Annotated in this window: 20 protein-coding genes and 1 pseudogene; 11 read left to right on the top strand and 10 right to left on the bottom strand. The window is 67.5% G+C overall.

Annotated elements, in window-relative coordinates; genetic code table 11:
- Positions 1–8 precede the first annotated feature (8 nt).
- Complete coding sequence (locus ABZ909_RS23265) at positions 9–881, bottom strand: class I SAM-dependent methyltransferase (protein ID WP_357002946.1); 873 nt, start codon at positions 879–881, stop codon at positions 9–11.
- A 281-nt stretch (positions 882–1,162) separates the two neighbouring features.
- Between ABZ909_RS23265 and rpsA the strand changes: the two genes are divergently transcribed.
- The gene (gene rpsA, locus ABZ909_RS23260; protein ID WP_040856871.1) at positions 1,163–2,626 is read left to right on the top strand and encodes a 30S ribosomal protein S1; all 1,464 of its coding nucleotides are present in this window, start codon (positions 1,163–1,165) and stop codon (positions 2,624–2,626) included.
- A gap of 148 nt (positions 2,627–2,774) precedes the next feature.
- Positions 2,775–3,407, top strand: a complete 633-nt coding sequence (locus ABZ909_RS23255; protein WP_357002944.1) for a TetR family transcriptional regulator — start codon at positions 2,775–2,777, stop codon at positions 3,405–3,407.
- Here the strand turns inward: ABZ909_RS23255 and ABZ909_RS23250 are convergent.
- Entirely contained in the window at positions 3,353–5,608 is a 2,256-nt protein-coding gene (locus tag ABZ909_RS23250; protein ID WP_357002942.1) for an MMPL family transporter, read from the bottom strand. The two genes, ABZ909_RS23255 and ABZ909_RS23250, sit on opposite strands and share 55 nt — an antisense overlap.
- A 233-nt stretch (positions 5,609–5,841) precedes the next feature.
- Between ABZ909_RS23250 and ABZ909_RS23245 the strand changes: the two genes are divergently transcribed.
- Entirely contained in the window at positions 5,842–7,365 is a 1,524-nt protein-coding gene (locus ABZ909_RS23245) for an alkaline phosphatase family protein (protein WP_357002940.1), read from the top strand.
- A gap of 139 nt (positions 7,366–7,504) precedes the next feature.
- Here ABZ909_RS23245 and ABZ909_RS23240 read toward each other — a convergent pair whose 3' ends face one another.
- Positions 7,505–7,723 (bottom strand): hypothetical protein, encoded by a 219-nt coding sequence (locus tag ABZ909_RS23240; RefSeq protein WP_357002938.1) that lies wholly within the window; start codon positions 7,721–7,723, stop codon positions 7,505–7,507.
- A 268-nt stretch (positions 7,724–7,991) separates the two neighbouring features.
- Here ABZ909_RS23240 and coaE point away from each other — a divergent pair.
- Positions 7,992–8,942, top strand: a pseudogene (gene coaE / locus ABZ909_RS23235) (dephospho-CoA kinase); the annotation flags it as partial.
- Between the two features lie 97 nt (positions 8,943–9,039).
- Here coaE and ABZ909_RS23230 read toward each other — a convergent pair.
- Positions 9,040–9,564, bottom strand: coding sequence for a DUF402 domain-containing protein (locus ABZ909_RS23230; RefSeq protein ID WP_357002936.1), 525 nt, complete (start codon positions 9,562–9,564; stop codon positions 9,040–9,042).
- Between the two features lie 213 nt (positions 9,565–9,777).
- Here ABZ909_RS23230 and ABZ909_RS23225 point away from each other — a divergent pair, with 213 nt between their 5' ends.
- The gene (locus ABZ909_RS23225) at positions 9,778–10,203 is read left to right on the top strand and encodes a hypothetical protein (RefSeq protein ID WP_357002934.1); all 426 of its coding nucleotides are present in this window, start codon (positions 9,778–9,780) and stop codon (positions 10,201–10,203) included.
- Positions 10,204–10,269: 66 nt separating this feature from the next.
- Here ABZ909_RS23225 and ABZ909_RS23220 read toward each other — a convergent pair whose 3' ends face one another.
- Complete coding sequence (locus ABZ909_RS23220; protein ID WP_357002932.1) at positions 10,270–10,776, bottom strand: hypothetical protein; 507 nt, start codon at positions 10,774–10,776, stop codon at positions 10,270–10,272.
- Positions 10,777–11,265: 489 nt separating this feature from the next.
- Between ABZ909_RS23220 and uvrB the strand changes: the two genes are divergently transcribed.
- Positions 11,266–13,431, top strand: a complete 2,166-nt coding sequence (gene uvrB, locus ABZ909_RS23215) for an excinuclease ABC subunit UvrB (RefSeq protein ID WP_357002930.1) — start codon at positions 11,266–11,268, stop codon at positions 13,429–13,431.
- 125 nt (positions 13,432–13,556) lie between these two features.
- Here uvrB and ABZ909_RS23210 read toward each other — a convergent pair whose 3' ends face one another.
- On the bottom strand, positions 13,557–14,039 hold the full coding sequence (locus ABZ909_RS23210) for a VOC family protein (RefSeq protein ID WP_357002928.1): 483 nt from the start codon (positions 14,037–14,039) through the stop codon (positions 13,557–13,559).
- A gap of 56 nt (positions 14,040–14,095) precedes the next feature.
- On the opposite strand from ABZ909_RS23210, the gene ABZ909_RS23205 reads away from it, so the two are divergent.
- From ABZ909_RS23205 to ABZ909_RS23195, 3 genes are all read left to right on the top strand, one after another.
- A complete protein-coding gene (locus tag ABZ909_RS23205; protein WP_357002926.1) occupies positions 14,096–14,992 on the top strand; it encodes a helix-turn-helix domain-containing protein in 897 nt (298 codons plus the stop codon).
- A gap of 87 nt (positions 14,993–15,079) precedes the next feature.
- The gene (locus ABZ909_RS23200; RefSeq protein ID WP_357002924.1) at positions 15,080–15,496 is read left to right on the top strand and encodes a DoxX family protein; all 417 of its coding nucleotides are present in this window, start codon (positions 15,080–15,082) and stop codon (positions 15,494–15,496) included.
- Between the two features lie 460 nt (positions 15,497–15,956).
- Positions 15,957–16,409 (top strand): universal stress protein, encoded by a 453-nt coding sequence (locus tag ABZ909_RS23195; RefSeq protein ID WP_357002922.1) that lies wholly within the window; start codon positions 15,957–15,959, stop codon positions 16,407–16,409.
- A gap of 90 nt (positions 16,410–16,499) precedes the next feature.
- Here the strand turns inward: ABZ909_RS23195 and ABZ909_RS23190 are convergent, their stop codons facing one another.
- A complete protein-coding gene (locus ABZ909_RS23190; protein WP_357002920.1) occupies positions 16,500–18,776 on the bottom strand; it encodes an ATP-binding domain-containing protein in 2,277 nt (758 codons plus the stop codon).
- A gap of 161 nt (positions 18,777–18,937) precedes the next feature.
- Positions 18,938–20,269, bottom strand: coding sequence for a diguanylate cyclase (locus ABZ909_RS23185; RefSeq protein ID WP_357003089.1), 1,332 nt, complete (start codon positions 20,267–20,269; stop codon positions 18,938–18,940).
- A 227-nt stretch (positions 20,270–20,496) separates the two neighbouring features.
- Here ABZ909_RS23185 and ABZ909_RS23180 point away from each other — a divergent pair, with 227 nt between their 5' ends.
- Positions 20,497–21,642 (top strand): beta-ketoacyl synthase N-terminal-like domain-containing protein, encoded by a 1,146-nt coding sequence (locus ABZ909_RS23180; protein ID WP_357002919.1) that lies wholly within the window; start codon positions 20,497–20,499, stop codon positions 21,640–21,642.
- A gap of 46 nt (positions 21,643–21,688) precedes the next feature.
- On the opposite strand, the gene ABZ909_RS23175 is transcribed toward ABZ909_RS23180, so the two are convergent.
- On the bottom strand, positions 21,689–23,419 hold the full coding sequence (locus ABZ909_RS23175; RefSeq protein ID WP_357002917.1) for a GAF domain-containing sensor histidine kinase: 1,731 nt from the start codon (positions 23,417–23,419) through the stop codon (positions 21,689–21,691).
- Positions 23,420–23,491: 72 nt separating this feature from the next.
- Entirely contained in the window at positions 23,492–24,139 is a 648-nt protein-coding gene (locus ABZ909_RS23170) for a response regulator transcription factor (RefSeq protein WP_357002915.1), read from the bottom strand.
- A 255-nt stretch (positions 24,140–24,394) separates the two neighbouring features.
- Here ABZ909_RS23170 and ABZ909_RS23165 point away from each other — a divergent pair, with 255 nt between their 5' ends.
- Positions 24,395–25,222 (top strand): sigma 54 modulation/S30EA ribosomal C-terminal domain-containing protein, encoded by an 828-nt coding sequence (locus ABZ909_RS23165; protein ID WP_357002913.1) that lies wholly within the window; start codon positions 24,395–24,397, stop codon positions 25,220–25,222.
- Positions 25,223–25,299 lie beyond the last annotated feature (77 nt).

Here is a 25,299-nt window from a genome sequence, read left to right as displayed (position 1 = left end):
TGCGACCGTCAGCGCGGCTTCTCGGTGACGAAAATGGCTGTGCCGGGGAAGATCTCGCCGCGGAGCGGGCTCCACTGACCCCATTCGCGGTCGAGCCACTCGGGCCAATCGGGTTCGATGATGTCGGTGAGGACCAGGCCGGCGGCGACGATCTCGCGGACGCGGTCGCCGATGGTGCGGTGGTGTTCGACGTAGGTGGGTTCGCCGTTGGAGTCGAGTTCGACGTACGGGGTGCGGTCGAAGTAGGGGATGGTGGCGCGCAGGCCCTCGGGCCCCGGGTCGTCGGGGAAGATCCAGCGCATGGGGTGGTTCACCGAGAAAACCCAGCGGCCACCGGGTTTGAGGACGCGGTGGACCTCCCGCATCACCCGAGCGGAGTCGGCGACGAAGGGCACCGCGCCGAAGGCGGAGCAGGCCAGATCGAAAGACTCGTCGGCGAAGGGCAATTCCTCCGCACCCGCCTGGATGAGCGGGACGCGGGGGCCGCCCGCGGCCATGGCGGCGAGACCGCGGTCGAGCATGGCGCGCGAGATGTCCAGCCCGACGGGGTGTGCGCCGTGCGAGGCCAGCCAGCGCGAGCAGGGGGCCGAGCCGCAGCCGATCTCCAGGATCCGCTTATCGGTGACATCCCCCAGCAGATGCCAGTCACCCTCGTGCAATCCCTCCGGGCACCACACGAATTCGCCGGCGGGGGAGTCCACGCCGAGGAAGTCGGCGTGGGTTTCGTGGTAGGCCGCGGCATCGGCATCCCACCACTTGCGGCTGGCGCGCTGACTGGACTGCGAGTCGACCTTCGTCCGCGTCACTCCCACCGTCCCGAGCAGGGTGTTGGCTTCGGCGTGCCGGGCATCGTCGGTGGTGACGGAGTGATCTTCGGACATGGGATCACCCTATCGACCCGCGCGCCGGGACCCATGTTTGCTTGGTACAACACACGTCGCGTACGCTGTTTTCCGCGAGTGTCTTCTGTACCCGGTTTCTCGAGACCGCGTAGAGCAGACAATCGTGCTGTGGGTCCGCATGCTTTCCAGGGCAGCGTTGTGCAGCGTCGCAGCGGTGTGCTGTGCATGACCAACGTTAGTTCCAACGCCTGCTGTTCGCAGCAATACCGAAAGTCCACATGTCCACTACCGACCACAATCCGTCCGGAGCCTCCCAACACATGCCCACCACTGTCACCTCGCCGCAGGTTGCCGTCAACGACATCGGCACTGCCGAGGACTTCCTCGCCGCCATCGACAAGACCATCAAGTACTTCAACGATGGCGACATCGTCGAAGGAACCATCGTCAAGGTCGATCGCGATGAGGTCCTTCTCGACATCGGTTACAAGACCGAAGGCGTGATCCCGTCTCGCGAACTGTCCATCAAGCACGATGTCGACCCGGCCGAGGTCGTTTCCGTGGGCGATGAGGTCGAGGCCCTCGTTCTCACCAAGGAGGACAAGGAAGGCCGCCTGATCCTGTCGAAGAAGCGCGCTCAGTACGAGCGGGCCTGGGGCACGATCGAGGAGCTCAAGGAGAAGGACGAGGCCGTCAAGGGCACCGTCATCGAGGTCGTCAAGGGCGGCCTGATCCTGGACATCGGTCTGCGCGGCTTCCTCCCGGCGTCGCTGGTCGAGATGCGTCGCGTGCGCGATCTCCAGCCGTACGTCGGCAAGGAGATCGAAGCCAAGATCATCGAGCTCGACAAGAACCGCAACAACGTGGTTCTGTCGCGTCGCGCCTGGCTCGAGCAGACCCAGTCCGAGGTCCGCAGCGAGTTCCTGCACCAGCTGCAGAAGGGCCAGGTCCGCAAGGGTGTGGTCTCCTCCATCGTCAACTTCGGTGCCTTCGTGGACCTGGGTGGCGTGGACGGTCTGGTGCACGTCTCCGAGCTGTCCTGGAAGCACATCGACCACCCGTCCGAGGTTGTCGAGGTCGGCAACGAGGTCACCGTCGAGGTTCTCGACGTCGACCTGGACCGCGAGCGTGTCTCCCTGTCGCTCAAGGCGACCCAGGAAGACCCGTGGCGTCAGTTCGCCCGCACCCACGCGATCGGCCAGATCGTGCCGGGCAAGGTCACCAAGCTGGTTCCGTTCGGTGCGTTCGTGCGCGTCGAAGAGGGCATCGAGGGCCTGGTGCACATCTCCGAGCTGGCCGAGCGCCACGTCGAGGTCCCGGACCAGGTTGTGGCCGTCGGCGACGACGCCATGGTCAAGGTCATCGACATCGACCTCGAGCGTCGCCGGATCTCGCTGTCGCTGAAGCAGGCCAACGAGGACTACACCGCCGAGTTCGACCCGTCGAAGTACGGCATGGCCGACAGCTACGACGACCAGGGCAACTACATCTTCCCCGAGGGCTTCGACTCCGAGACCAACGAATGGCTCGAGGGCTTCGAGAAGCAGCGTGAGGAGTGGGAGACCCGGTACGCCGAGGCCGAGCGTCGCCACAAGATGCACACCGCTCAGATGGAGAAGATGGCCGCCGACGCCGCCGCCGAGGCCGCCAACGGTGGTCCGTCGAACTACTCCTCGGAGTCGGGTTCGCAGGCTGCGGCTTCGTCCTCCGAGCCGGCCGGTGGCTCGCTCGCGAGCGACGCCCAGCTGGCTGCTCTGCGCGAGAAGCTGTCGGGCAACGCGTAATTCGCGTTCCCTGACGGGATAGGCAACGCAGAATCCCCCCGGGTCCTGAACGGACCCGGGGGGATTTTCCATGGGTGAGCAGGGCTCGGACGTGGGGGATGCGGTCCTGCCGGAATCGTTGCTGTGAGCAGGTATTCTCGGACGTGACATGTCCGAATCCACCGTCGAGTCGAGCCCATCGCTCTGGGAACGCCGCAAGATCGAGGCCATGGGCCGTATCCAGCGGGTAGCGCTGGAGCTGTTCGACGAGCACGGGTATCGGGAGGTCACCGTCGAGCGGGTGGCGGGTGCCGCGGGTGTGTCGCCGAGTTCGATCTACCGGTATTTCGGGACCAAGGAGAATCTGGTCCTCTACGACGAGACCGATCCGAAGCTCCTGGAAATCGTGCGGACGGTCGGCGGCGGCGAAACCCGCACTCCTCTCGACCTTTTGGCGGCCGCGCGGCCGCTCATCCCGGTACTCATCGACGAGATCGTGACCGATGAGGTCGAGTACCGGACGCGGCTGCGCATGGGTTACGTCCGGACCATTCCCGAGGTGAAGCTCGGACAGACGCAGCAGATGCGAGAGCTCGAGGACCAGTTCCGGATACTGCTCGCCGACCGGACCGGCCGAGACCGCAACGACGTGCAGATGCGCCTGGCCTCGGCGATCGCCATCTGGGGTTCCATGGCGGCGCTGGACCATTGGGCCGGAACGGGTTTCGCCGCGCGGCTGCGCGAGGTCTACCGCGAAGTCGTCGAATCCATCGTGGTCGCGCTGGAGGCCATGTTCCGCTGACGGCGCGGAGTCGGCAGCCACCAGTTCCAGCGGCCCAGCAGCCGCATGCAGGCCGGGACCAGGATCAGGCGGACGATCACCGCGTCGATGGCGACCGCGACGGCCAGGGCGAAGCCGATCTCCTTCAGCTCCATGACATCCGCGCTCAGGAAACTGGCGAACACCGCGACCATGATGGCGGCCGCGGCGGTGATGGGCCGGGCGGTGCGCTGCAGGCCCTCGGCGACGGCGGCGGCATTGTCGTGGGTGCGCTCCCAGGCCTCCTTCATGCGCCGGATGAGGAAAACCTCGTAGTCCATGGACAATCCGAACAGGACCGCGAAGACCAGCGTGGGCAGGAAGACCTGGAGGAAGCCGGCGCTGTGGAAACCCAGCAGGGTCTGGCCGACACCGCGCTGGAAGACCGCGACCGTAATGCCCAGGGCCGCGCCGGTGGCGAGCAAATTCAGCAGGATCGCCTCGAGCGCCAGGACGATCGAGCGGAAGGTCACCGTCAGGAAGATCAGCGAGGCGGTCAGGACCAGGGCGATGACCCAGGGGAAGCCACGTGAGATCAGCTGTGACACATCGGTGAACATCGCCGGCGTTCCACCCACCAGCACCTCCGCGGACTCGACAGTCGCTGCGCGGGAACGGATATCGCCGGTGAGCGTGCCTACGGTCGTCGAGTCGAAGGCATCCCTGGGGACGATGGTCGCCAGGTAGCGGCCATCGGCCTGCTGGGGGAGCACGGTGGCCACCCGGGGATCCCGGGCCAGATCGGTCACCAGGCGCAGCACCTCGGTGCGGCCATCAGCGGACAGCGCGGTGTCGCCGGGTCCGGAGGCGACGACCTGAATGGGGGAGAGCAGGCCGGGGCCGAAATCGTGCTGCGCCAGGCGAGTCGCCTGTCCGGTGGGCCGATCGCCCAGCGAATTCAGGCCCATGTCGATGCCGTAGCGGATACCGGTGATCGGCAATGCCGCCACGACCAGCAGCGCGATTCCGAGCATGCCGAACACCACGGGTCTGCCCATCACCAGGTGCGCCCAGCGCGCCCAGCTGCTCGACGCCGTTGTCGACCGAGTCTCGGCCGGGCGCAACCGCGCGGGCAGCGCACCCCGATTGACGACCGGGCCGAGCATCGACAGCAGGGCCGGCAGCAGCGTGAAGGCGGCGGCCAGGGTGCCCGTCACCGCGGTGACCACGCCCAGCGCTACGCCATCGAGCATGGGCAGGCCGACCACCGTCAGCGAGCACAGCGAGATCATGACGATGAGCCCGGAGGCCAGGATGGTGCGGCCCGTGGTGTCGAAGGTCGCGCCGACGGCGGCGCGAATCTCCTGGCGAGCCTTGCGATCCCGCACCCCCCGCCGGGTCAGTTCCTCGTTGAATCGGCTCACCAGGAACATCGCGTAGTCGATGGCGGTGCCGGTGCCGATCATGGTCGCCACCGACAGCACGAAGGAGTCGAAGCTCAGCAGACTTGCCAGCCCGAACAGCACGCCCACGGCGAGCGCGATCCCGGCGGCGGTGACCGAGATGGGGAGGGTGGCAGCGACGGCCGCGCCCAGCGCCAGCACCAGCACGACCGCCGCGATCGGCAGGCCGATGGCCTCGCCGCGCGTGATGTCGGCGGTCTCCATCCGGATCAGTTCGCCCTCGACCGGTGAGTATCCCGTCAGGCCGGCCCGCACCTCGGCATCGGAGGCGGCGATCAGCGCGGTCTGCAGGCGGGCGGCCACGTCGATCCGCTCGGACATGCCGCCGTCGATGCCCGCGATGCCGAACGCGGTGTGCCGGTCGGCGGAGATCTGGTGTCTCGCATCGCCTTCGAACGGCCCGACCGCGCCCGCGACGCCAGGGACCCCGCGGGCCGCGCCCAGCACGCGCTCGACGGCTGCCCGGAAGCGCGGATCGTCCACGGTGTATCGGTCCGAATGCAGCACGATCAGGTCCTGCTCCGCACCGAGCTGCGAGAAGTGTTGTGCGACGCGGTCTTCGGTGGTGGCGGAGGCGGATCCCGGCACGCTGTAGTCGGGTGCGCCCAGTCGCGCGTGCAGGGCCGGATACGCCGCGCCGCACGCCATGATCAGCACCAGCCACACGCCGATCACGACTCGGGGATGCCGGGCCACGAATTCGCCCCAGCGTCCGACGACGCCGAATCGCGGTGCGGAGTCCGGGAATCGGGGAGGATCGGCGAGCGCCGGACGGGTCATGAAGGCTCCCACGGACGATACCTGAAAGTCACTCTCAGGTATGGCCGACAGTTTAGGCCGATCCGACAATGAGGTGCAAGTCACTGTCAGGAATCCACGACTGGACCCGCTACGGTTACGAATGGTTCGCTGAGCCGTCACCATTCGAAGGTTGGATGCGAACTGGACAGGCGACCTGATGCGTTCGCTGTGTTCAATTCCTTTCACTCCTAGCGGGAAGGCACTACCGGAGCATGGGCGTGTTCGCCGGAATCAACAGGCGCGACTTTCTGGCGAAAGCCATGGCCGCGGGCGGTGCGGCCTCGCTCGCCTCGCTGGCCGGGCCGATCATCGAGCGGGCCTACGCCGCGGATCCGGCCGGCATGGGCGGGCTCGGCGACATCGAGCACATCGTGCTGTTCATGCAGGAGAACCGGTCCTTCGACCACTACTTCGGCACCATGTCCGGCGTGCGCGGCTTCGACGACCCGTCCCCGGCCTGGAACCAGTACGGGTACGCGCCCGGCGTCGGCCCGACCGCGGACGGCTTCATCAACCCCTTCCGCCTCGACACCACCCGCGGCGCGACCCTCGACGGCGAATGCATCAACGACCCCGACCACAGCTGGGTCGGCATGCACAAGGCGTGGAACAACGGCCGCAACGACGGCTGGATGCCCATGTCCATCGCGTCGGTCGGCGTCGGAAACGGCCCTGCCGCCATGGGTCACTACACCCAGGACGACATCCCGGTGCACTGGGACCTGGCCAATGCCTTCACCCTGTGCGACAGCTACCACTGCTCGGTGCTCGGCCCGACCGACCCCAACCGCCTGTACTGGGTGTCCGCGACCATCGACCCGGACGGTCGCGATGGCGGACCGCTGCTCGAGACCCCGACGCTGATTCCGCAGAACGCCTACAGCTGGCGGACCATGCCGGAGAACCTCTCCGAGGCCGGGGTCAGCTGGAAGATCTACAACAACCGCGATATCGGCCCGCTGTCCTCGGTCCTGCTGGACGGGATGATGGGCTGCTTCAAGCAGGCGGCCGACCCGAATTCCGAACTGGCCCGCCGCGGTAAGGCCCCGGAGTACCCGCGGGACTTCGCCGCCGACGTCGCCGCCAACCAGCTGCCGTCCGTGTCGTGGGTGATTCCGCCGCTGCTCAACTGCGAGCACCCGGCACTGCCCCCGGCCTTCGGTGCGGTCGGCATCATGCAGGTGCTCGACATCCTCACCTCGAATCCTGCGGTGTGGGAGAAGACCGCGCTGATCATCAGCTACGACGAGAACGGCGGCTTCTTCGACCACGTCACTCCGCCGACCCCGCCCGCGGGCACGCCCGGTGAGTTCATCACCGTGCCGACGGACAAGAAGTTCGAGGGCGTCACCGGTCCGATCGGCCTCGGCTATCGCGTTCCCTGCCTGGTGGTTTCGCCCTACAGCCGCGGCGGCCTGGTGGCCTCGGAGACCTTCGACCACACCTCGCAGCTGCGCCTGATCGAGCGCCGCTTCGGGGTCGACGTGCCCAACCTGACCGCGTGGCGACGCGGCGTGACCGGCGATATGACCTCGGCCTTCGACTTCGCCTCGGCCCCGGACGCCACGAAACCCGCGTTCGCCCCGGCGAATCGGAAGGTCGACGCCGCCGTGGCGCAGTGCGGGCCGAATATCGCCCTGGGCACCGCGACCGTCGGCACGCCCTATCCGGTGCCGCCGAACTCCATGCCCGAGCAGGACCCCGGCACGCGGCGCCGGCCCAGCGGAATCGTGTAGGAGCTTCGGTGCCGCCGGGTGAATACCCGAGCGGCATCGTGTGACACGCACGCAAAAGGGTGGCTCGGTCCGAATCGGACCGGGCCACCGTGCGTTTCAGGGGATCACACCGGGCGGCAAATCGGCCGGCCGCGCCGGATCAGGCGGCGGTAGCAGGTACCCAGTGCCGCACGACGGGAGTCTCGGGCGACCGTTTTCGCAGGGCCGCGACGCTGTGCCGGGCCGGGTTGAGCAGTGTGCTCAGCCAGGAACGGCGGTGCTCGACGAGAGCGGCTGCGATGGCGGGAATCTCGATGCAATGTACGGTGCCCGCCAGGCCCAGGCGGTGGCGACCCGTCTGGAGTTTTTTGGTGCCCACTGATGTTCCTTCTCTTGCGTGTTACCGGCCTAAGATCGCCTGCGGCGAACCTTAGCCGAACAAAAGTGTGCGTCACCGAATTTTGCGCGACGTTCGCCCCGGCGTGTCGGAATCTTGCCGACAAACGGTCCGTATTTACCGAAAAAGTTGCGAAACGGTCTCACGGGTGTCACGGAATGGCCAAGTACTGCACTTGCAGGTGAAACCGCAGCCCGGAGGGGGTAACCCTGATGGGCGCGATGACCGGCGCTGATGCGAGACTGAACGAATGTTGCGAATCGGTCTCACCGGAGGCATGGGCGCGGGCAAATCCACCGTGGCCCGCATTCTCACCGAGCGCGGAGCCGTGCTGGTGGACAGTGACGTCATCGCCCGCGAAGTGGTCGCACCCGGCACCGAGGGGCTGGCCGCCCTCGTCGAGGCCTTCGGCACGGACATTCTCGCCGCCGACGGCAGCCTCGACCGGCCGGCCCTGGCCGCCAAGGCCTTCTCCTCCGACGAAACGCGCGCCACCCTCAACGGCATCACCCACCCGCTGGTCGGCAAGCGCACCGCCGCGCTCATCGCCGCCGCCCCCGCAGACGGCATTGTGGTGCAGGACATTCCGCTGCTGGTGGAGAACGGCCTCGCACCCTTCATGAACCTGGTGGTCATCGTGGACGCCGCCGAGGAGACCCGGCTGCGCCGCCTGGTGGAGTTCCGCGGCATCGACGAGGCCGACGCGCGCGCCCGCATCGCCGCCCAGGCCACCGACGCCCAGCGTCGGGCCGTGGCCGACGTGCTGCTCGACAACAATGGCGCGACCGGCGTCATCGATGCCGAGGTGCACCGGCTTTGGGACGAGCGCCTGGTTCCCTTCGAACGCAACCTGCGCACCCGCACACCCGCCGCCCGGCCGGAACTGCCCGTGGCGGACGCGAATCCGGAGTGGCCCGCGCAGGCCCAGCGGGTGATCGCGCGGCTCGCCGTGGCGTGCGGCGCGGACGCGCGGAGCATCGAGCACATCGGACCGACCTCGGTGGCGGGCAAACCGGCCGCCGATGTCCTCGACATCCGGATCACGGTCGCCGATGGCGCCGCCATGGACGGCCTGCGGGATCGCCTGGCGGACATCGGTTTCCCGCCGGTCGCCGCCGGGGACGCGCTGCTCGCCGCGTCGGGTGTGGATCTTGCGGCGGGGGAGCGCCTGCACGCGAACGCCGACCCGGGCCGCCCGGTCAATCTGATTCTCGGCGTCTGAACCGGCCGCCGGAGCTCCCACGACGGTAGCGGGACCGTCTGCACCCCTCGGTGCGGACGGCCCCGCCGTCTCGGGCCTACATCCAGGTCAGCGTGATGCCCTTGGATGCCAGCCAGGCCTCGAAACTGTGGCCGTGCGCGGCGATTCCGTCGATGGTCGAGGTGGCCGACTCGATGGCCTGCTGAGCTTCGGACAGGGTCAGGTAGCCGGCGGCGTGCGCGGCGAGCAGTTCGTCCACATCGAGCAGCTCGACCTCGCGGCCCTGGCGGACCACCAGATCCAGGTAGTGGTCGACGGACTTCCACTGCTTCGGGCCGACCTGCGCGAATTCGCCGATGTCGATGTAGTAGTCCTGGTCGCGCAGGTGCGCGGGGGTGAAATGGAACACCGTGGCGCGGATGGACACCGTTGGCAGCAGCCAGGATTCGATGTAGTGGAACTCGGGATGGTCGGAGGTGCGGGCCATGTACAACCCCCACGGCTCGACCTGGTACCGCTCCACCTGCCGCACGAAACCCTTGGGATCGATATTGGTGAGCTCGTCGATATTGAAGTACTCCACCTTGGGTCGGTGCAGATCTACCGCGGGTGCCCGAGTCATGCCATTCAGCATCGCGTGTCGGGCGGCGGTCGTCCAGGGGAGCGGATGTCGCGTCGCCGACAGATTGCTGGAATCCGGTGCCGACCGGGCCGAATTTTTCGAAAACCCAATCTGAAGCGGTCGTGTTTCGCTATTGTGCGGCTGCGCTGTTCTTTCGCGCGCTTTCGACCCGCCGCGCCTGGGCGGGTGCCTCAACCCAAGGGAAATACCTGCATGAACGCACATACAGCCCGCGCTCGCCGGGTCGGCCTGGGAGTCACGACCTTCGGTGCGGTAGCCGGGGTCATCGTCCTGGCCGCGCCGCAGGCCGGCGCGTGGCCGTCCGATCTGCAAGTCTCGGGCGGATCCTCCCACAATGTCGGCTGCTCCTACACTCTCACCGCGACCGTCCAGGTCGACCACCTGCTCTCGGTGAGCTTCAGCGACAACGGCACCGAGCTCACCGGTAGCCCGGTCAGCCCGTCGCTGCTGAGCGATAAGGTGACCATCAAATGGACGCCCAGCACCACCGGTTCGCACACGCTGACCGCCACCCAGGATCTGATCTCGAAGTCGATCACCGTCCAGGTGGATCCGGCCAGCAGCTTCGGTAGCTTCGGCTGCGGACTCAACGGACTGCTGCCGAGCCTGTCCGGCTAGTCGGAGGACGGACAGACCTGTTCGAACCCGCCCGGTCCGTGCCGCACGGACCGGGCGGGTTCGTTTCTACAGCCAGCTGAGCGTGATGCCCTGCCCGGCCAGCCAGCGGTCGACGTCGTGACCGCAGCCGGCGATGCCGTCCACCACGGCGGCGGCCCGCTCGATGGCGAGATGGGTGCGCGCGGTGTCGAAATGTCCTGCGGCATGGGCGCTCAGCAGCTGATCGATGCCGACCAGCTCGGGCGCCTGGCCCCGGCGCGCCACCACGTGCAGGTAGTGACTCTCGGCCCGCCACTTCTTGGCCTCGCACGGGCCGTACTCGCCGATGTCGAGATAGTAGGTCTGGCTGCGATCGTGGCCGGGCCGCAGATGGTAGACGGTGGCGCGCAGCGTGAGCTCGGGCAGCAGCCAGGACTCGATGTAGTGGAAACGCGGATTGTCCACTGTCCGTTCGACATACAGGCCGAACGGTTCTGCGTGTAAACGCTCCACGGGATGTAGGAACCCGCGATAATCGGTCCACGACAGATCCGCGAGATTGAAGTATTCGAGCCTGGGGCGATGCGGAGACACCGGAGGAGTGTTGCCGATCGTGCCGTGGGGGTGTGCGCCATTGGCGGAATTCCGCTGTGGCGTATGCAGACCGGTCATCGCCCTGCCTCTTCTCGAATCGTGCGACCAGCGAGCTCAGAGTACACCCGGGAACCGGGATTCAAACCGTCGTGAACGGACTGAGATCTACGCGACATCGCGACGCGCACACGGCGCGAAAACCCTTGGGGTAACGGTCAATTCGGACATTTACCGACGGTTTACGAAATCGTGTGCGGGGCATGGGGAACCGGGTGGAAGCGACCCGGCGGGCACGGAGTTGAACTCCCGGCAACCGTGCCCGAAGCGACGACTGATTTCGCGAGGCGAGGGTAACTCGCCGAGGACGACCAGAATCGGTTCGGCACCCAACCGCCGGCGCGGCGTTGTCACTGTCAACGGCTCTCGGCCGTCCGCTGCAGGCACGGGGAGGCGGACCGGATTGTCGGTGGGGGGTCCTAGGCTGGGGACATGGCCTTTGCAACCGAGATCCCGGACGACCTGCCGCTCGCTCATTCCGAGCACCGACCCATCGGCGACGTCGAGCGCATCGACGGGCAGTTCCAGGTCGTCAGCGAGCATCGGCCGGCCGGTGATCAGCCCGCCGCCATCGAGGAGCTCGAGCGGCGCATCCGGGGCGGCGAGAAGGACGTGGTGCTGCTGGGCGCCACCGGTACCGGTAAGTCCGCCACCACGGCCTGGCTGATCGAGCGGTTGCAGCGGCCCACGCTGGTCATGGCGCCGAACAAGACCCTCGCCGCGCAGCTGGCCAACGAGCTGCGCGAGATGCTGCCGAACAACGCGGTCGAGTACTTCGTCTCGTACTACGACTACTACCAGCCCGAGGCCTACATCGCGCAGACCGACACTTATATCGAGAAGGACAGCTCGATCAACGACGATGTCGAGCGGCTGCGGCACTCGGCCACGTCGAGCCTGCTCTCGCGGCGGGATGTGGTGGTGGTCGCGTCGGTGTCGTGCATCTACGGCCTCGGCACGCCGCAGTCGTACCTGGATCGGTCGGTGCAGCTGGAGGTCGGCACCGAGATCGATCGCGATCGGCTGCTGCGCCTGCTGGTGGATGTGCAATACACGCGCAATGACATGTCGTTCACCCGCGGTAGTTTCCGGGTGCGCGGCGACACCGTCGAAATCATTCCCTCCTACGAGGAATTGGCGGTGCGCATCGAATTCTTCGGGGACGAGATCGAGGCGCTCTATTATCTGCATCCGCTGACCGGTGACGTGGTGCGTCAGGTGGATATGGTCCGGATTTTCCCGGCCACCCACTATGTGGCGGGCCCGGAACGCATGGAGCGGGCCGTACGGGATATCGAGGCGGAGCTCGACGAGCGGCTCGCGGATTTGGAGAAGCAGGGCAAATTGCTGGAGGCGCAACGACTTCGGATGCGCACCCAATACGATCTGGAGATGATCAGGCAGGTCGGTTTCTGTTCCGGTATCGAGAATTATTCGCGGCATATCGACGGCCGTGCCGCCGGAACCGCGCCGGCCACGCTGCTGGATTACTTCCCCGAGGATTTCCTGCTCGTCATCGACGAATCGCATGTGACCGTGCCGCAGATCGGCGGCATGTACGAGGGCGATATGTCGCGCAAGCGGAACCTGGTGGAATACGGCTTCCGACTGCCGTCGGCGGTGGACAACCGGCCGCTCACCTGGGAGGAGTTCGCCGATCGGATCGGGCAGGCGGTGTACCTGTCGGCCACGCCCGGCCCGTACGAATTGGGCCAGACCGGCGGCGAATTCGTCGAGCAGGTCATTCGGCCCACCGGCCTGGTGGATCCGCAGGTGGTGGTCAAGCCGACCAAGGGGCAGATCGACGATCTGGTGCACGAGATCCGGCTGCGCACCGACCGCGACGAGCGCGTGCTGGTCACCACGCTGACCAAGAAGATGGCCGAGGATCTCACGGATTATCTGCTGGGACTCGGTGTGCGCGTGCGCTATCTGCACTCGGAGATCGACACCCTGCGCCGTGTCGAATTGCTGCGGCAGCTGCGGCTGGGTGAATACGACGTGCTGGTCGGTATCAACCTGCTACGTGAGGGTCTTGACCTGCCCGAGGTCTCGCTGGTCGCGATTCTCGATGCCGACAAGGAAGGTTTCCTGCGTTCGGCCACCAGCCTCATCCAGACCATCGGCCGTGCGGCGCGCAATGTCTCGGGCGAGGTCCACATGTACGCGGACAAGATCACCGACTCCATGCGCCACGCCATCGACGAGACCGAACGCCGCCGGGCCAAGCAGATCGCCTACAACGAAGAGCGCGGCATCGACCCGAAACCGTTGCGCAAGAAGATCGCCGACATTCTCGACCAGGTGTATCGCGAGGCCGAGGAGACCGAGGTCGAGGTGGGCGGCTCGGGTCGCAATGTCAGCCGCGGCCGCCGCGCCCAGGGTGAGCCAGGGCGGGCGGTGAGCGCCGGTGTCTACGAGGGCCGCGATGTGAAGAACATGCCGCGCGCCGAACTCGCCGACCTGATCAAGGACATGACCGCGCAGATGATGAACGCGGCCCGTGAGCTGCAGTTCGAGCTCGCCGGCCGCCTCCGCGACGAAATCGCGGACCTCAAGAAGGAACTGCGCGGTATGGATGCCGCTGGATTATCGTGAGGGAAATTGCTGACGTAACAACTGATTTCGTGCAGGCGGGGGTAACTCGCCGGGTACGTCCAGAATCGGTTCGGCACCCAACCGCCGGCACGGGCTGCCATCCGTCAGCGGCACTCAGCCGTCTGCTAAAGGCTCGGAGAGGCGGAACTGGCCATCCATTCATTCACGCGTCGCTCGGCCTCCTCGCGAGAGACGTCTTCGACCCGCGTCATGACGATCCAGCGGTGGCCGAACGGATCCATGACTCGGCCGAAGCGGTCGCCGGTGACGAAGGTGGCGGGTTCGGCGACGAACCGGGCGCCGTTCTCGGAGGCCAGCTTCGAGACGGCGTCCACGTCCGGGCAGTAGTGGACGACGCTGGTGTGGACCCAGTCGTCGGCGGGGGCGCGCAGGCCCTCGTCGGGAATGGGCATGCCGACCTGGATGGTGGAGTCGCCGATGAGGAGTTCGGCGTGTGCGGCCTGGCCGTCGGGAAGATCGTTGCGGCTCAGTACCTTCGCGCCGAAGACGGCGGAGTAGAACTCGATGGCCGCATTGGCGTCGGGGACGGCCAGGAAGCAGGTGATGGAGTGGTAGCCCTCGGGGATCGGATTCACTGCGTTGCTCATGCGCACTACTCTCGTCGCCGCGGCGGCGATGGTCTTGTAAGAAAGCGACAGGCGCGATGACCAGTGGAAACACTGCCGGAGGTGTCGGCGGAAGCACTGCCGGAGGCCGGTTCTCGCCGCGGCCGGTGCCACCGCCGGAGACCGCCAAGGGCATTCTGTGGCCCCGCCAGCAGAACCGGGCCAACAACCACTCCCGGCTGCCCGCTAACCCGCGGGTGTCCCGCTTTGTCGAGTGGTACTGGGCGGTGCGCTGGGATCGCCGGGGCCAGCCGCCCTTCCGGGCCGAGGTGCTGTCCTATCCGTGCGTGAATCTGACCTTCGAGCGCACCCATGAACGCACCGGCGCCTTCGTCACCGGTGTGTGGACCACCAAGTACGTGCGTGAATTGGCCGGGGAGGGCGAGACTTTCGGGGTCAAGTTCCGGGCCGGTGGCTTCGGCGCGTTCACCGGCCTGGACGTCGGGGCACTCAGTGATACCTCGGTCCCGGCAACCGATATCTTCCCGGCGGCCGACGCCCTCTCGGCGGCTGTACTCGCGACCGACGATGCCGAACGCCGTCGGGACCTGATCGAGGATTTCCTGGTCGGGGTCCGGCGCGAGGAGGCCGGTGGGGGCGACGACACCGCCTATCGCCAGGTGCTGGCGATCATCGAGGTCATGGAGCATGATCGCGATCTGACCCGGGTCGACCAGGTCACCGAGCGTTTCGATATTCCCGTCCGGACCCTGCAGCGGTTGTTCCGCCGCTATGTCGGTGCGGGCCCGAAGTGGGTGCTGCGCCGCTATCGCCTCCAGGACGGCGCACATCTGCTGGCCGAGGGCCGCACCTCGGACCTGGCCGCGCTGGCCGTCGAGCTCGGCTACTTCGATCAGGCGCACTTCTCCAACGAGTTCGCCAAGGAGATCGGACTGCCTCCGCTCGAATACGCCCGCATCTCGCTACCATCCTGATAACTGCTGGTCCGGGAATAATTTCAGTACCCCCAAAGTTGGTTGCCATGTCACCTAATGGCATATCGATCATCGAAGGAGCGGGCTATGGACGTGCTGGTATTGATCGGACGGATCCTGTTCGCACTGCTGTTCCTCGGCTCGGGCTTCGGGCATCTCGCGCAGCGGAAGACGATGGTGCAGTACGCGCAGTTCAAGGGGGTGCCCATGGCCGATCTGGCGGTGCCCGCGTCGGGTGTACTCCTGCTGGCCGGTGGGCTGAGCGTGCTGCTGGGCGTCTGGGCCGACCTGGGCACGCTGCTGCTGCTCGTCTTCCTGCTGCCGACCGTCCTCCTCATGCACCCCTTCTGGAAGGAGACCGACGCGGAGGCCAAGCAGACCGAGATGGTGCACTTCAACAAGGACATCGCGCTCGCCGGCGCAGCGCTCATGCTGTTCGCGTTCTTCGCCCACACCGGCGGGGATCTCGGATTGACGCTCACCGGACCGCTTTTCAGCCTCTGATCCGATCCGGCCGCGTTAGTATTGCGCGTCATTGATCGGCCGGAGGGAAGAGGATCGCATGTCCATCCTCAGCGCGATTCTCGGCTGGTTGTGGGCCGAATATCGCGAGCTGTGAGGCAAAGCCAAGTCACTGTTTCGCGGGCCGTTCGTTGTGCGATGTCACAACGAACGGCCCGCCGCCGGTCCGGGGCATATCGGACTTGTGACGAATCTCCCAGGGACGCAACACCGTTGGCATATTGTGGGCCACGTCGCGGCGCTTCGGAAATTCGCTGGTAGCCGAGGCCGTCTTCGCGGCGGGAACCGGAATGTGCCCGGACCCGATCACGGCACGGAAGTGTGATGTGTTGCGATATCGAATATTTCCGCCGGTTATGCCGCTATTGTCAGGCGAAGTTGCCGCGGTGAAAACCCCACCGTCGAGGATTCCGCGGCCCCGACCCTTGTACTTGGAGGAGAAATGACCGCCTACCGGACGATCGTCGTCGGTACCGATGGCTCGGACTCGTCGTACGTCGCCGTCGAGCGGGCCGCGGCTCTGGCCGGCGACGAGGGCGCCACGCTGTACATCGCCTGCGCGTATTTCCCGACCGACGACCGCGATGTGGCCGCGGCCGCGGATGTGCTGAAGGACGAGGCCTACCAGGTGCGCGGCTCCGCGCCGACCAGCGAGATTCTGCGTGTCGCGCGGGACAAGGCCGTCTCCGTCGGCGCGGTGAACGTGGTGGAGAAGGCCGTCGTCGGCGAGCCCGTCGATTCGCTGCTGGACCTGGTGAAGGAGGTGGAGGCCGACCTGCTCGTCGTCGGTAACCGCGGCCTCAACACCCTGGCCGGTCGCCTGCTCGGCTCGGTGCCGTCGGACGTGGCCCGCAAGTCCCGCTGCGACGTGCTGATCGTGCACACCGTGCGCTGAGCGAACTCCCGTTCCAAGAGAGCGGAGCCCGTTCCAATGAAGCGGCCGAGCCCGATGCGGGCTCGGCCGCTTCGCTGTTCGCCGTCCTGGTCAGCGCAGCCGGTGCAGGACCTCGGGGAGGTCCGCGGAGTGCACGACCGCCAGGCGCTGGGTGGCGCGGGTGAGCGCCACGTACAGGTCGTTGAGGCCGCGCGGCGATTCGCCCAGGATCCGGTGCGGTTCGGCCAGGATGACCGCGTCGAACTCCAGGCCCTTCACGTCGTGAACGGTGAGCACGCGCACCGAATCATCGGTCAGGTGAGCGAGTTCCGAGGCGAGGTCGTGCGGCACGATGACCACGGTGGTGCCGGGATGCTCGGCCTCCGCGGCGATCAGCCGCTTGATCTCGTCGGCCAGCTCGGGGGCCGCCATCCGGGTCGCGGTGGGCTCGAAGCCGGAGTCGCGGACCGAGCGCGGCGCGGGCGCGGCCGGGTCGATGGCGGTCAGCACGTCCGCCGCCACCGCCATGATCTCCGATGGGGTGCGGTAGTTGACCGTCAGCTCGGTGAGCTTCCAGCGTTTGGCCACATAGGGTTCCAGCACCTGCTGCCAGGACGAGGCGCCCGCCGGGTCGCCGGTCTGGGCCACGTCGCCGACGGCGGTGATCCAGCGATTCGGAATGCGGCGCATGACCATACGCCACGCCATGGCCGAAAGCTCCTGTGCCTCATCCACGATGACGTGGCCGTAGGTCCAGGTGCGGTCGCCGGCGGCGCGTTCGGCGGTGGTCTGCCGGGTGCGCACCTGCTGGCGCTCGGCCAGCTGGGAGGCGTCGATGAGGTCGTAGGCCATGAGCAGCTCGGGATCCAGATCGTCCTCGAGATCCTGGGGCGCGGAACCGGTGAGGATGTCGAGCGCGTCCTGGGCCTCGGCCAATTGGGCGCGCCAGCGGCGGCGGGCGCGGTCGCGCTCCTCGCTGTCGTCGATGCCGAGCAGTTCGGCCAGCTCGTCCAACAGGGGCGCGTCCGCGTCGCTGAACTCGCCGCTGTCGGACCGGTACAGCTCGGCCCGGTCGGCGTGGCTCAGCTGCCCGGCGGCATCGGCCAGGCGCTTGGGGTCGGCCCACAGCCCGCCCAGCACCTCCTGCGGGGTGAGGATGGGCCACAGTCCGGCGATGGCGCGCTGGATCTCGGGATCGGCCCGCATCTCGTCGCGGATCTCGGTGAGATCGGTCTGACTCAACAGGTTTCGCCCGCCCAGCGGGTTCGCGCCGATGGCGGCGGCCAGCTGATCGGTGAGCGCGTCGACGACGGCGGCGGCGAAGACGGGCCGGGCCAGATTGTGCGGGCGGCGCGAGGAGCGGGCGCGGCCGCGGGCCTTGGCGGCGATCTTGCGGTCCAGTTCCAGCTGGTGCCCGTCGAAGTAGAGCTGGATCGGCTCCCGGGGCACCTCCTGCCAGTCCCGCACCCCCTTCTTGAGCACCTCGAGCATGTCGAGCGAGCCCTTGAGTTCCCCGGCGCGCAGCGAATCCTCCAGTGTCGCTTGGACTCCCGGGTACAGGTTGCCGACGGTGGACAGCAGCACCCCGGTCTCACCCAGCGAGGGCAGCACCTGGCCGATGTAATCGAGGAAGGTCGAGTTCGGGCCGATGATGAGCACACCGGCCTTGTCCAGCTGCTGTCGGTACGTGTACAGCAGGTACGCCGCGCGGTGCAGCGCCACCGCGGTCTTGCCGGTGCCGGGGCCGCCCTGGACCACCAGCACGCTCTTGTGCTCGGAGCGGATGATGGCGTCCTGCTCGCTCTGAATGGTCTCGACGATGTCGTTCATGTGCCCGGTGCGGGCGGCATTGAGCGCGGCCAGCAGGGCGCTCTCGCTGCCCACGCCGCCGTCGCCGCCGATCACCCCGGCGCGCTGCGCGGCATCCAGGTCCAGGTACTCGTCATTGACCCCGGTGACCGTGCGGTTGCGCGAGCGGATGTGCCGCCGCCGGGTCACGCCGTCGGGCGCGGCGGTGGTGGCGAGGTAGAAGGGCCGGGCCATGGGAGCGCGCCAGTCCAGCAGCAGCGTCTCGTAATCGGCGCTCTCGTCGAGGATGCCGATACGCCCGATGTAGCGGTGCTCACTGTCACCGTTCTCGGCGATATCGATGCGGCCGAAGCACAGGCCGTGTTCGGCGGCGTCGTACTTGGCCAGGTCCTCGGAGTAGAGCTGGGTGAACGACTCGCGCTCACTGCGGGCCTGCGGAGTGCCGCCGGTCTCCAGCAGCACGGTACGCAGCCGCCGCTGGGCATAGGCGCGCATGCCGTCCAGCTGTTCGTAGAGCTTCGTGAGGTACTGCTGCTCGCGCTCCAGGTCCGGGGAAGCCGCGTTAGCGGAATCGGACACGGAACGCTCCTCGGTGAGGTCGGGCAAAACGGAACTCCTTCTTCACCACGTCCGCCGTGTTGGGTACGGGGCGCGAAGCATCGAGAACAGAGTTGTCGAGTCTAGTTCGCGATTCCCTCGCGCGCCGTACCGCCAGGTAACAAGCCCCGAAACTGCCAGATTCAGGAGGCATGCGTGCTGTCGCTGCGCCGGCCGAGGGTTCCGTTCTGGTGGTTGGGCGGCTTGGCCCGGTACATGGCCAGGTCGGCGTCGTGCAGGACGGCCTCCGGGGTGCGATTGTCGCCTGTGCACAGGTCCGTCACCCCGATCGAGGCGTCGACCTGGATGCGGTGCCCACGCGCGATGATCGGTTCGGCCATGTTCTGGCGCAGCCGTGCGATGAGCGTGTCGAGATCGTCGCCGAGAGTGCGGCCCGACAGCAGCACCAGGAATTCGTCACCGCCGATACGACCCACGATGTCCTCGGAGCGCAGCCCGCGCTGCAGCCGCTGCGCCACGATCTGCAGCACGGTGTCGCCGATGGCGTGCCCGAGGGTGTCGTTGATGGCCTTGAACCCGTCCAGGTCGATGAACAGCACACTGGACACGGGCAGGGTCTCGGTGGTGCCCAGGGCCGCCGCCAGCCGCGACAGCACCAGCGCCCGATTGGCCAGCCCGGTGAGCGGGTCGTGGGTGGCCTGGTACTCCAATTGCCTTCGGCTGGCCCGGAATTCGGTGATGTCGTTGAACGACGACACCGCCGCCGAGTCCGGATCGCTGGGGTTGAGCAGCCGGCTGTTGGCCGAGAGCCAGCGCCGCTGCCCGTCGGGCCGGTCGAGCCCGAACACGAAGCGGGTCACCGTCTCCCCGGTGGCGAGGGTGCGGATCACCGGATACCAGGACGTCGGCATGGGCTGGGCATTGGCGTCCAGCAGGCTCAGCGGGATGTCGTAGATGTGGGCGCCGACGAGATCGTCGGCGTCGTAGCCGAAGATGCGGCGCGCGGCCGGATTGGCGGATTCGATGCGCCCGTGCCGGTCGATCACCACCACCCCCTCCTCCAATTGCGACACCACCGCGGTGAAGAAATGTTCGGCGCGCTGCTGGGCGGCCTCGGCGCGGCGCTGCGGGGTGAGGTCGTGCACCACCACCTGGTAGGCGAGGTGTTCGTGCCAGGCGGTGAGCACCGACACGGTCTCCACCTCGACGCTGCCGCCATCGCATCGCATCAGCGTCATCTCGGCGGGGTCGGACGCCGTGCCCGCGATGGTGAGGCGGCGGATGCGGTCGAGCATGGCGGAGACGGAACCGGGTTCGACGAAATTGGTGACCGGTTGCCCGATCACATCTTCCGGATCTGCGGCGGCGAGCAGCCGCAGCATCGCCGGGTTGGCGTAGACGACGGTGCCACGCTCGTGGACCACGACCCCGTCGGGGCTGTAGTCCACCAGGGACCGGTATCGCTGGGCCAGCTGTTCGGCATTGGCCGAGTCATTTGCCCGATCGTTACCCATCACGTCATGCACCCCCTGATCGTCGTTCCGACACGTCACTGGAGCACGGCACCATTCTGTTATCTACAAATTTGCTGGTGCCCCTTGCTGACCGTATTGAATGAATCACAGTTCCACACAGCATCGGCCCGTGAGTGGTGATCATTACGGGCAACGGCCCGAGAGGAGCGATGCAAATGCCTGGCACCATCCCCGTCCCGGTGACCGCAGGTCGGCATCAAGATCATATGACGCTTGCCGGCATCGGCGCCGTCACCGCGTACGGCTGGGGCCGCGAAACCCTCTGGGAAGGTTTGCTGACCGGCAAACCGGCAGCCCGGCTCTTTCCAGGGTACGGGCCCGGACGCGATCGGCAGGGGTGGATTGCCCGCATACCGAACGGCGGCGATCCGGATCTACCGCCCAGCCGCTACCTACGGGCGGTCATCGGCTCGGCGCGCGAGGCGGTGGCCGACGCGCGCGAACGCTGCTGGCGGCCCGGCCGGACGGTCGGCCTGCTGCACGCCATCGTGCTCGGAAACGCCTACGAGTGGCGGGACTTCTACACCGTCGAGGGTGGGCAGCGGCGCTCGCGCGACTATCTTCGACTTCTTCCCTCGACCCCGGTGTCGATGCTGATGAGCGAGTTCGGGTTTCACGGCCCGGCCATGAACGTGACCGCAGCCTGCTCCTCGGCGAACGTGGCCCTGGTCACCGCGCAGCTGTGGCTGGCCCAGGGCATCGCCGACGACGTGCTGGTGGTCGCGACCGACCTGTCCGGGATTCCGGAGATGGTGCAGCCGTTCGTCACACTCGGCGCGGCGGTCGACGACGCCGACCCCCTCGATGCCTGCCGGCCCTTCCAGCAGGGCAGCCGCGGCTTCGTTTTCGGCGAGGCCTCGGTCGCGTTCCTGGCGACCCGCGACGCCGAGCGACCCTATGCGGCGATGCTCGGCGGGGCCATGTCCAACGACGGCCACCATGTGATCTCCGTGGAGCCGTCCTACTCCCAGATTTTCGAGTGCGTGCGCTGCGCCCTGGACAGCGCCGATGTCCGTCCCGACGAGGTCGCCTACCTCAACTCGCACGGTTCCGGCACCGCCCAGTGCGACGCAGCCGAAACCGCGCTGCTGGCGGAGCTTTTCGACGATCGCCCGGCGGTGGTGGCGCTCAAGCCGCTGGTCGGGCACTGCCAGGCCGCCTCGGCCGGGGTCGAAGTGGCCGTCGCGGCAATGGGTTACGAGCGCGGGCTGCTGGTGTCGGCCCCGATCGTGGCGCCCGCGCATCCCAATCTGGTCAACGGCGTCCGGCACGGCGTCGACGGCATCACGGTGAAGACCGCGCTGGGCATGGGCGGCAACAACTCCGCGGTGGTGCTCGGCCCGGTCGGCTGACGACACCCGAGATCTCGCCGAGTCGATAACGCTCGATCTCAGCGAGTCAATGCAGTGGCACCGACCAGTGCAGTTTCGTCCCGGTGCCGTCGCCGCTCGGATCGCGCCGCGGATACACCGCCAGGCTGCCACCGGACTGTTCGGCGCGCCGGGCCAGGTTGGTCAGGCCGCTGGGGGTGATGTCGTCCGGAATGCCGCGGCCGTTGTCGGAGACCACGATGGTGAGATCGTCGGCCACGCCGATGTCGATGGTGATGGTGTCGCCCCCGGAATGCCGGACCGCGTTCGAGACCGCCTCGCGCACCACGGCTTCCGCGTGATCGGCGAGCGCCGGCTCGACCACCGACAGCGGTCCGGTGATGTGCATGAGTGCCCGGATGTCGGTGGCGGTGGTCTGCTGCTTGACCGCGCGTTCGATGCGCTGGCGCAGCCGGGTGCTGTGCCCGTCGCCGCCGTGCAGGTCGAAGATGGAGGTGCGGATCTCCTCCACCACGTCCTGCAGATTGTTGATGGCGTCGGCCAGCCGCTTCTGCACCTCGGGGACCCGGGCGCGCGGCACCGTGCCCTGCAGCGAGAGCCCGATGGCGAACAGCCGCTGGATGACGTGGTCGTGCAGGTCGCGGGCGATCCGGTCGCGGTCGGTCAGGATGTCGAGTTCGCGCATGCGGCGCTGTGCCACCGCCAGTTGCATGGCCAGCGCGGCCTGATCGGTGAAGGCGGCGATCAGCTCCACCAATTCGTCGGTGTAGGGCGCGGATTCGGCGGCGCGCAGCGTGATCAGCACGCCCAGGGTGGAGTCCGGGGTGTGCAGCGGCAGCACCAGGGCCGGGCCGATATCGGCGATGGGCGTGCCCAGATCGATGTGGCGGGCGTCGTCGAAGCGCAGCGGGGTGCGAGTGATGAGGGCCTGCCCGACGGCGGTGGACACCGTGCTTACCGCGTGCCCGTCCGCCGGCTCGTCGGGGCCGGACCATTGCGCCACAACGAGTTCGGCGACGTCTTCGGGCGTGTCGTCGGGATCGGCGACCACGGCCAGCAGCGCCTGTCGGGAGGCGGTCAGCTCGCGGGCATGCTCGACCACGTGGGCCAGCACCTTGCTGGGTTCGGTGTCGGCCAGGAATTCGGTGGCGATATCGCGGGTGGCCTCGATCCATGCCTGCCGGGTGCGGGCCTGCTCGTAGAGCCGGGCATTGTCGACGGCGATGCCGGCCGCGGCGGCCAGCGCCTGCAGCAGCACCTCATCGTCCTCGGTGAAGGGGTGCCCGCCGGATTTCTCGGCGAGATACAGGTTTCCGAAGACGTCGCCGCGGATTCGCACCGGCATGCCGAGGAAGGTGCGCATGACCGGATGGTGCGCGGGGAATCCGGTCGCGGCCGGATGGCGTGCGAGGTCGTCCAGGCGCAGCGGTTCGGGCACATCGAGTAGCCGGCCGAGCACACCGTGCCCCTCGGGCAGCGCGCCGATCCGGACCCGGGTCTGCTCGTCGATGCCGCGGAAGATGAATTGGCTGAGCTGTTGTTCGTGCCCACGCACCGCCAGCGCCCCGAAACGGGCGTCGACCAGGATGGTGGCGGCGCGCACGACCGTGCTCAGGGTCTGGTCCAGATCGAGGCCGGAGGTGACCGCGAGCATGGCCTCGACCAGCCCGTCGATGCGATCCCGGGCGTCGATGATCTGTTCGACCCGGTCCTTGACCTCGGTGAGTAGTTCGCGTAATCGCAACTGCGACAGCGTTTCACGCACCGAGTAGGGACCGGTGCGGGGTGTGTCGTGCATGGTTGTCCTGCGGTCCGGCGGATACGACACGGCAAGCGGGATTCTATTCGGGTCGAGGTTGCCGGATGGTCGTCATGCCGAACGTGGCTGTCCCGTACGCAATTTCGAGGCCAGGACGGCGGCCTGGGTGCGGCGTTCCATGCCGAGTTTGGCCAGCAGCCGGGACACGTAGTTCTTGACGGTCTTCTCTGCCAGGAACATCCGTTCCGCGATCTGCCGGTTGGTGAGGCCGTCGCCGAGCAGGTCCAGCAGCTTGCGTTCCTGATCGGTCAAACCGGCCAGCGGGCCGTCGAATTCGGTGCTGCGCCGCAGCCGCGTCATGAGCGCGGCGGCCGCGCGATTGTCCAGCAGCGAACGGCCCGCGCCCACCTCCTTGATGGCCTTGGCCAGCTCCATGCCCTTGATGTCCTTGACCACGTAGCCGCTGGCGCCGGCCAGGATGGCGTCCATCATGGCCTGTTCGTCGGTGTAGGAGGTGAGGATCAGGCAGCGCAGGTCGTCGATGTCGGCGAGCAGGTCGCGGCACAGTTCGATGCCGTTGCCGTCGGGCAGGCGTACGTCCAGCACCGCCACGTCGGGGCGCAGTGCCGGGATCCGTGCCAGTGCCTGGGCGACGTCACCGGCCTCGCCGACGACGGTCAGTTCGGGATCCTCCTCCAGCAGGTCGGTCAGACCGCGGCGGACGATCTCGTGATCGTCGACCAGGAAGACTTTGATCACGACGGCCTCCAAGCTCGGGTCGTGGGCGCGCGAAATGGTAGGGGCAAACGTATCTCGCGGGAAGAGGTGCGGATACCGCCGAAGGTCCCTAATTTCCGGCGCCCGAACAGTCCGGAGATTTATCCGGCAATCTTTTGTCGGAGACTCTTCCCCGAAAGTGGTCTGTTTCGGGACCTTCGGCACTGTCGAGGGTGACCGTGGTGTGTTGCCATGGAGGCGCGTTGCCGGGTCGGAACAGGGAGAGCGGGGTCGGCTATGGGCGCATTCGACGTGTGGTCGAGTGGACTCGATCCGGATTTCGTGGTGACCACGCACGGGCCCGTCCCGTCGGGGGAGGTGACCCGGGTGGTGCGCGGATTGGGCAGGATCCTGCGCCGGCACGGGGTCCAAGGGCCGGTGCGGGCACGCCTGCGCTGGCCCGACTCCGAGGACGAGACCACGCTGGTGCAGGCGGGTGTCCGGACGCCGGCGAAGGCGTTCCGGGTGCAGGTCGCCGGGCCGGGGCGGTTCGCGGCGACCTTCGCGCTGGAGCGATTGGATCTGCGGCTGGGCTGCCCGCCGGACGAATTGTCCCGGCCCTGGCCGGATCCCGCGCGGCCCTCGCTGTCCGCGGTGACCGAGCCGCGACCGATCGTGCGGCGCAAGGACTGTCGATTACAGGTGGCCACACCCGCCGCTGCGGCGCGGGTGCTGGATGCCATGGATTACGACGCGCACCTGTTCATCGATGCCGAGACCGGATCCGAGGCGGTGGTCTGCTGGACCGGTCCGCTCGGCGTGCGGACCCAGGGCCGGATGCGCGACGGCGTGCCGGTCCTGCTCGAAGACGAGGCGAGGGCCCGGCTGTGCCTGGGCGGGCTGCCCTATCTGTTCTTCACCGATGCCGATACTCGCCGCGGTCGGCTGCTGTATCGGCGCTTCGACGGCGATCTCGCGCTGGTCACCGCGGCCGGCGCCGAGGGCCGCTCGCGCGACCGGGACCGGGATCGGGTCCTGCAGCCGCGGGCCATCGCGGGCTGTGTGCGGCGGGCGCTGCCGAGTGTGGCGGGCGCCACGGCCGTGCCCGCCGATCGGCCGGTCTAGTCACATCTCGCAATAAACAGACTGTGACCAGCGTTTCAGCACGCGTAATCAAACTTGTCGGTGGGTGCCCCTAGCAT

It is taken from the genome of Nocardia sp. NPDC046763 (genome assembly GCF_040645495.1).
Taxonomy (GTDB): domain Bacteria; phylum Actinomycetota; class Actinomycetes; order Mycobacteriales; family Mycobacteriaceae; genus Nocardia.
This window is presented reverse-complemented; position numbering and strand designations above follow the sequence as displayed.

Excerpts from the sequence above, each read along its gene's own strand:
- ABZ909_RS23230 (WP_357002936.1), bottom strand. The coding sequence starts at position 9,564 with ATGACTCGGGCACCCGCGGTAGATCTGCACCGACCCAAGGTGGAGTAC.
- ABZ909_RS23175 (WP_357002917.1), bottom strand. The coding sequence starts at position 23,419 with ATGCACGACACACCCCGCACCGGTCCCTACTCGGTGCGTGAAACGCTG.
- ABZ909_RS23250 (WP_357002942.1), bottom strand. The coding sequence starts at position 5,608 with ATGACCCGTCCGGCGCTCGCCGATCCTCCCCGATTCCCGGACTCCGCA.
- ABZ909_RS23185 (WP_357003089.1), bottom strand. The coding sequence starts at position 20,269 with ATGGGTAACGATCGGGCAAATGACTCGGCCAATGCCGAACAGCTGGCC.
- ABZ909_RS23255 (WP_357002944.1), top strand. The coding sequence starts at position 2,775 with ATGTCCGAATCCACCGTCGAGTCGAGCCCATCGCTCTGGGAACGCCGC.
- uvrB (WP_357002930.1), top strand. The coding sequence starts at position 11,266 with ATGGCCTTTGCAACCGAGATCCCGGACGACCTGCCGCTCGCTCATTCC.
- ABZ909_RS23265 (WP_357002946.1), bottom strand. The coding sequence starts at position 881 with ATGTCCGAAGATCACTCCGTCACCACCGACGATGCCCGGCACGCCGAA.
- ABZ909_RS23245 (WP_357002940.1), top strand. The coding sequence starts at position 5,842 with ATGGGCGTGTTCGCCGGAATCAACAGGCGCGACTTTCTGGCGAAAGCC.
- ABZ909_RS23210 (WP_357002928.1), bottom strand. The coding sequence starts at position 14,039 with ATGAGCAACGCAGTGAATCCGATCCCCGAGGGCTACCACTCCATCACC.
- ABZ909_RS23195 (WP_357002922.1), top strand. The coding sequence starts at position 15,957 with ATGACCGCCTACCGGACGATCGTCGTCGGTACCGATGGCTCGGACTCG.
- ABZ909_RS23200 (WP_357002924.1), top strand. The coding sequence starts at position 15,080 with ATGGACGTGCTGGTATTGATCGGACGGATCCTGTTCGCACTGCTGTTC.
- rpsA (WP_040856871.1), top strand. The coding sequence starts at position 1,163 with ATGCCCACCACTGTCACCTCGCCGCAGGTTGCCGTCAACGACATCGGC.
- ABZ909_RS23180 (WP_357002919.1), top strand. The coding sequence starts at position 20,497 with ATGACGCTTGCCGGCATCGGCGCCGTCACCGCGTACGGCTGGGGCCGC.
- ABZ909_RS23205 (WP_357002926.1), top strand. The coding sequence starts at position 14,096 with ATGACCAGTGGAAACACTGCCGGAGGTGTCGGCGGAAGCACTGCCGGA.
- ABZ909_RS23165 (WP_357002913.1), top strand. The coding sequence starts at position 24,395 with ATGGGCGCATTCGACGTGTGGTCGAGTGGACTCGATCCGGATTTCGTG.
- ABZ909_RS23225 (WP_357002934.1), top strand. The coding sequence starts at position 9,778 with ATGAACGCACATACAGCCCGCGCTCGCCGGGTCGGCCTGGGAGTCACG.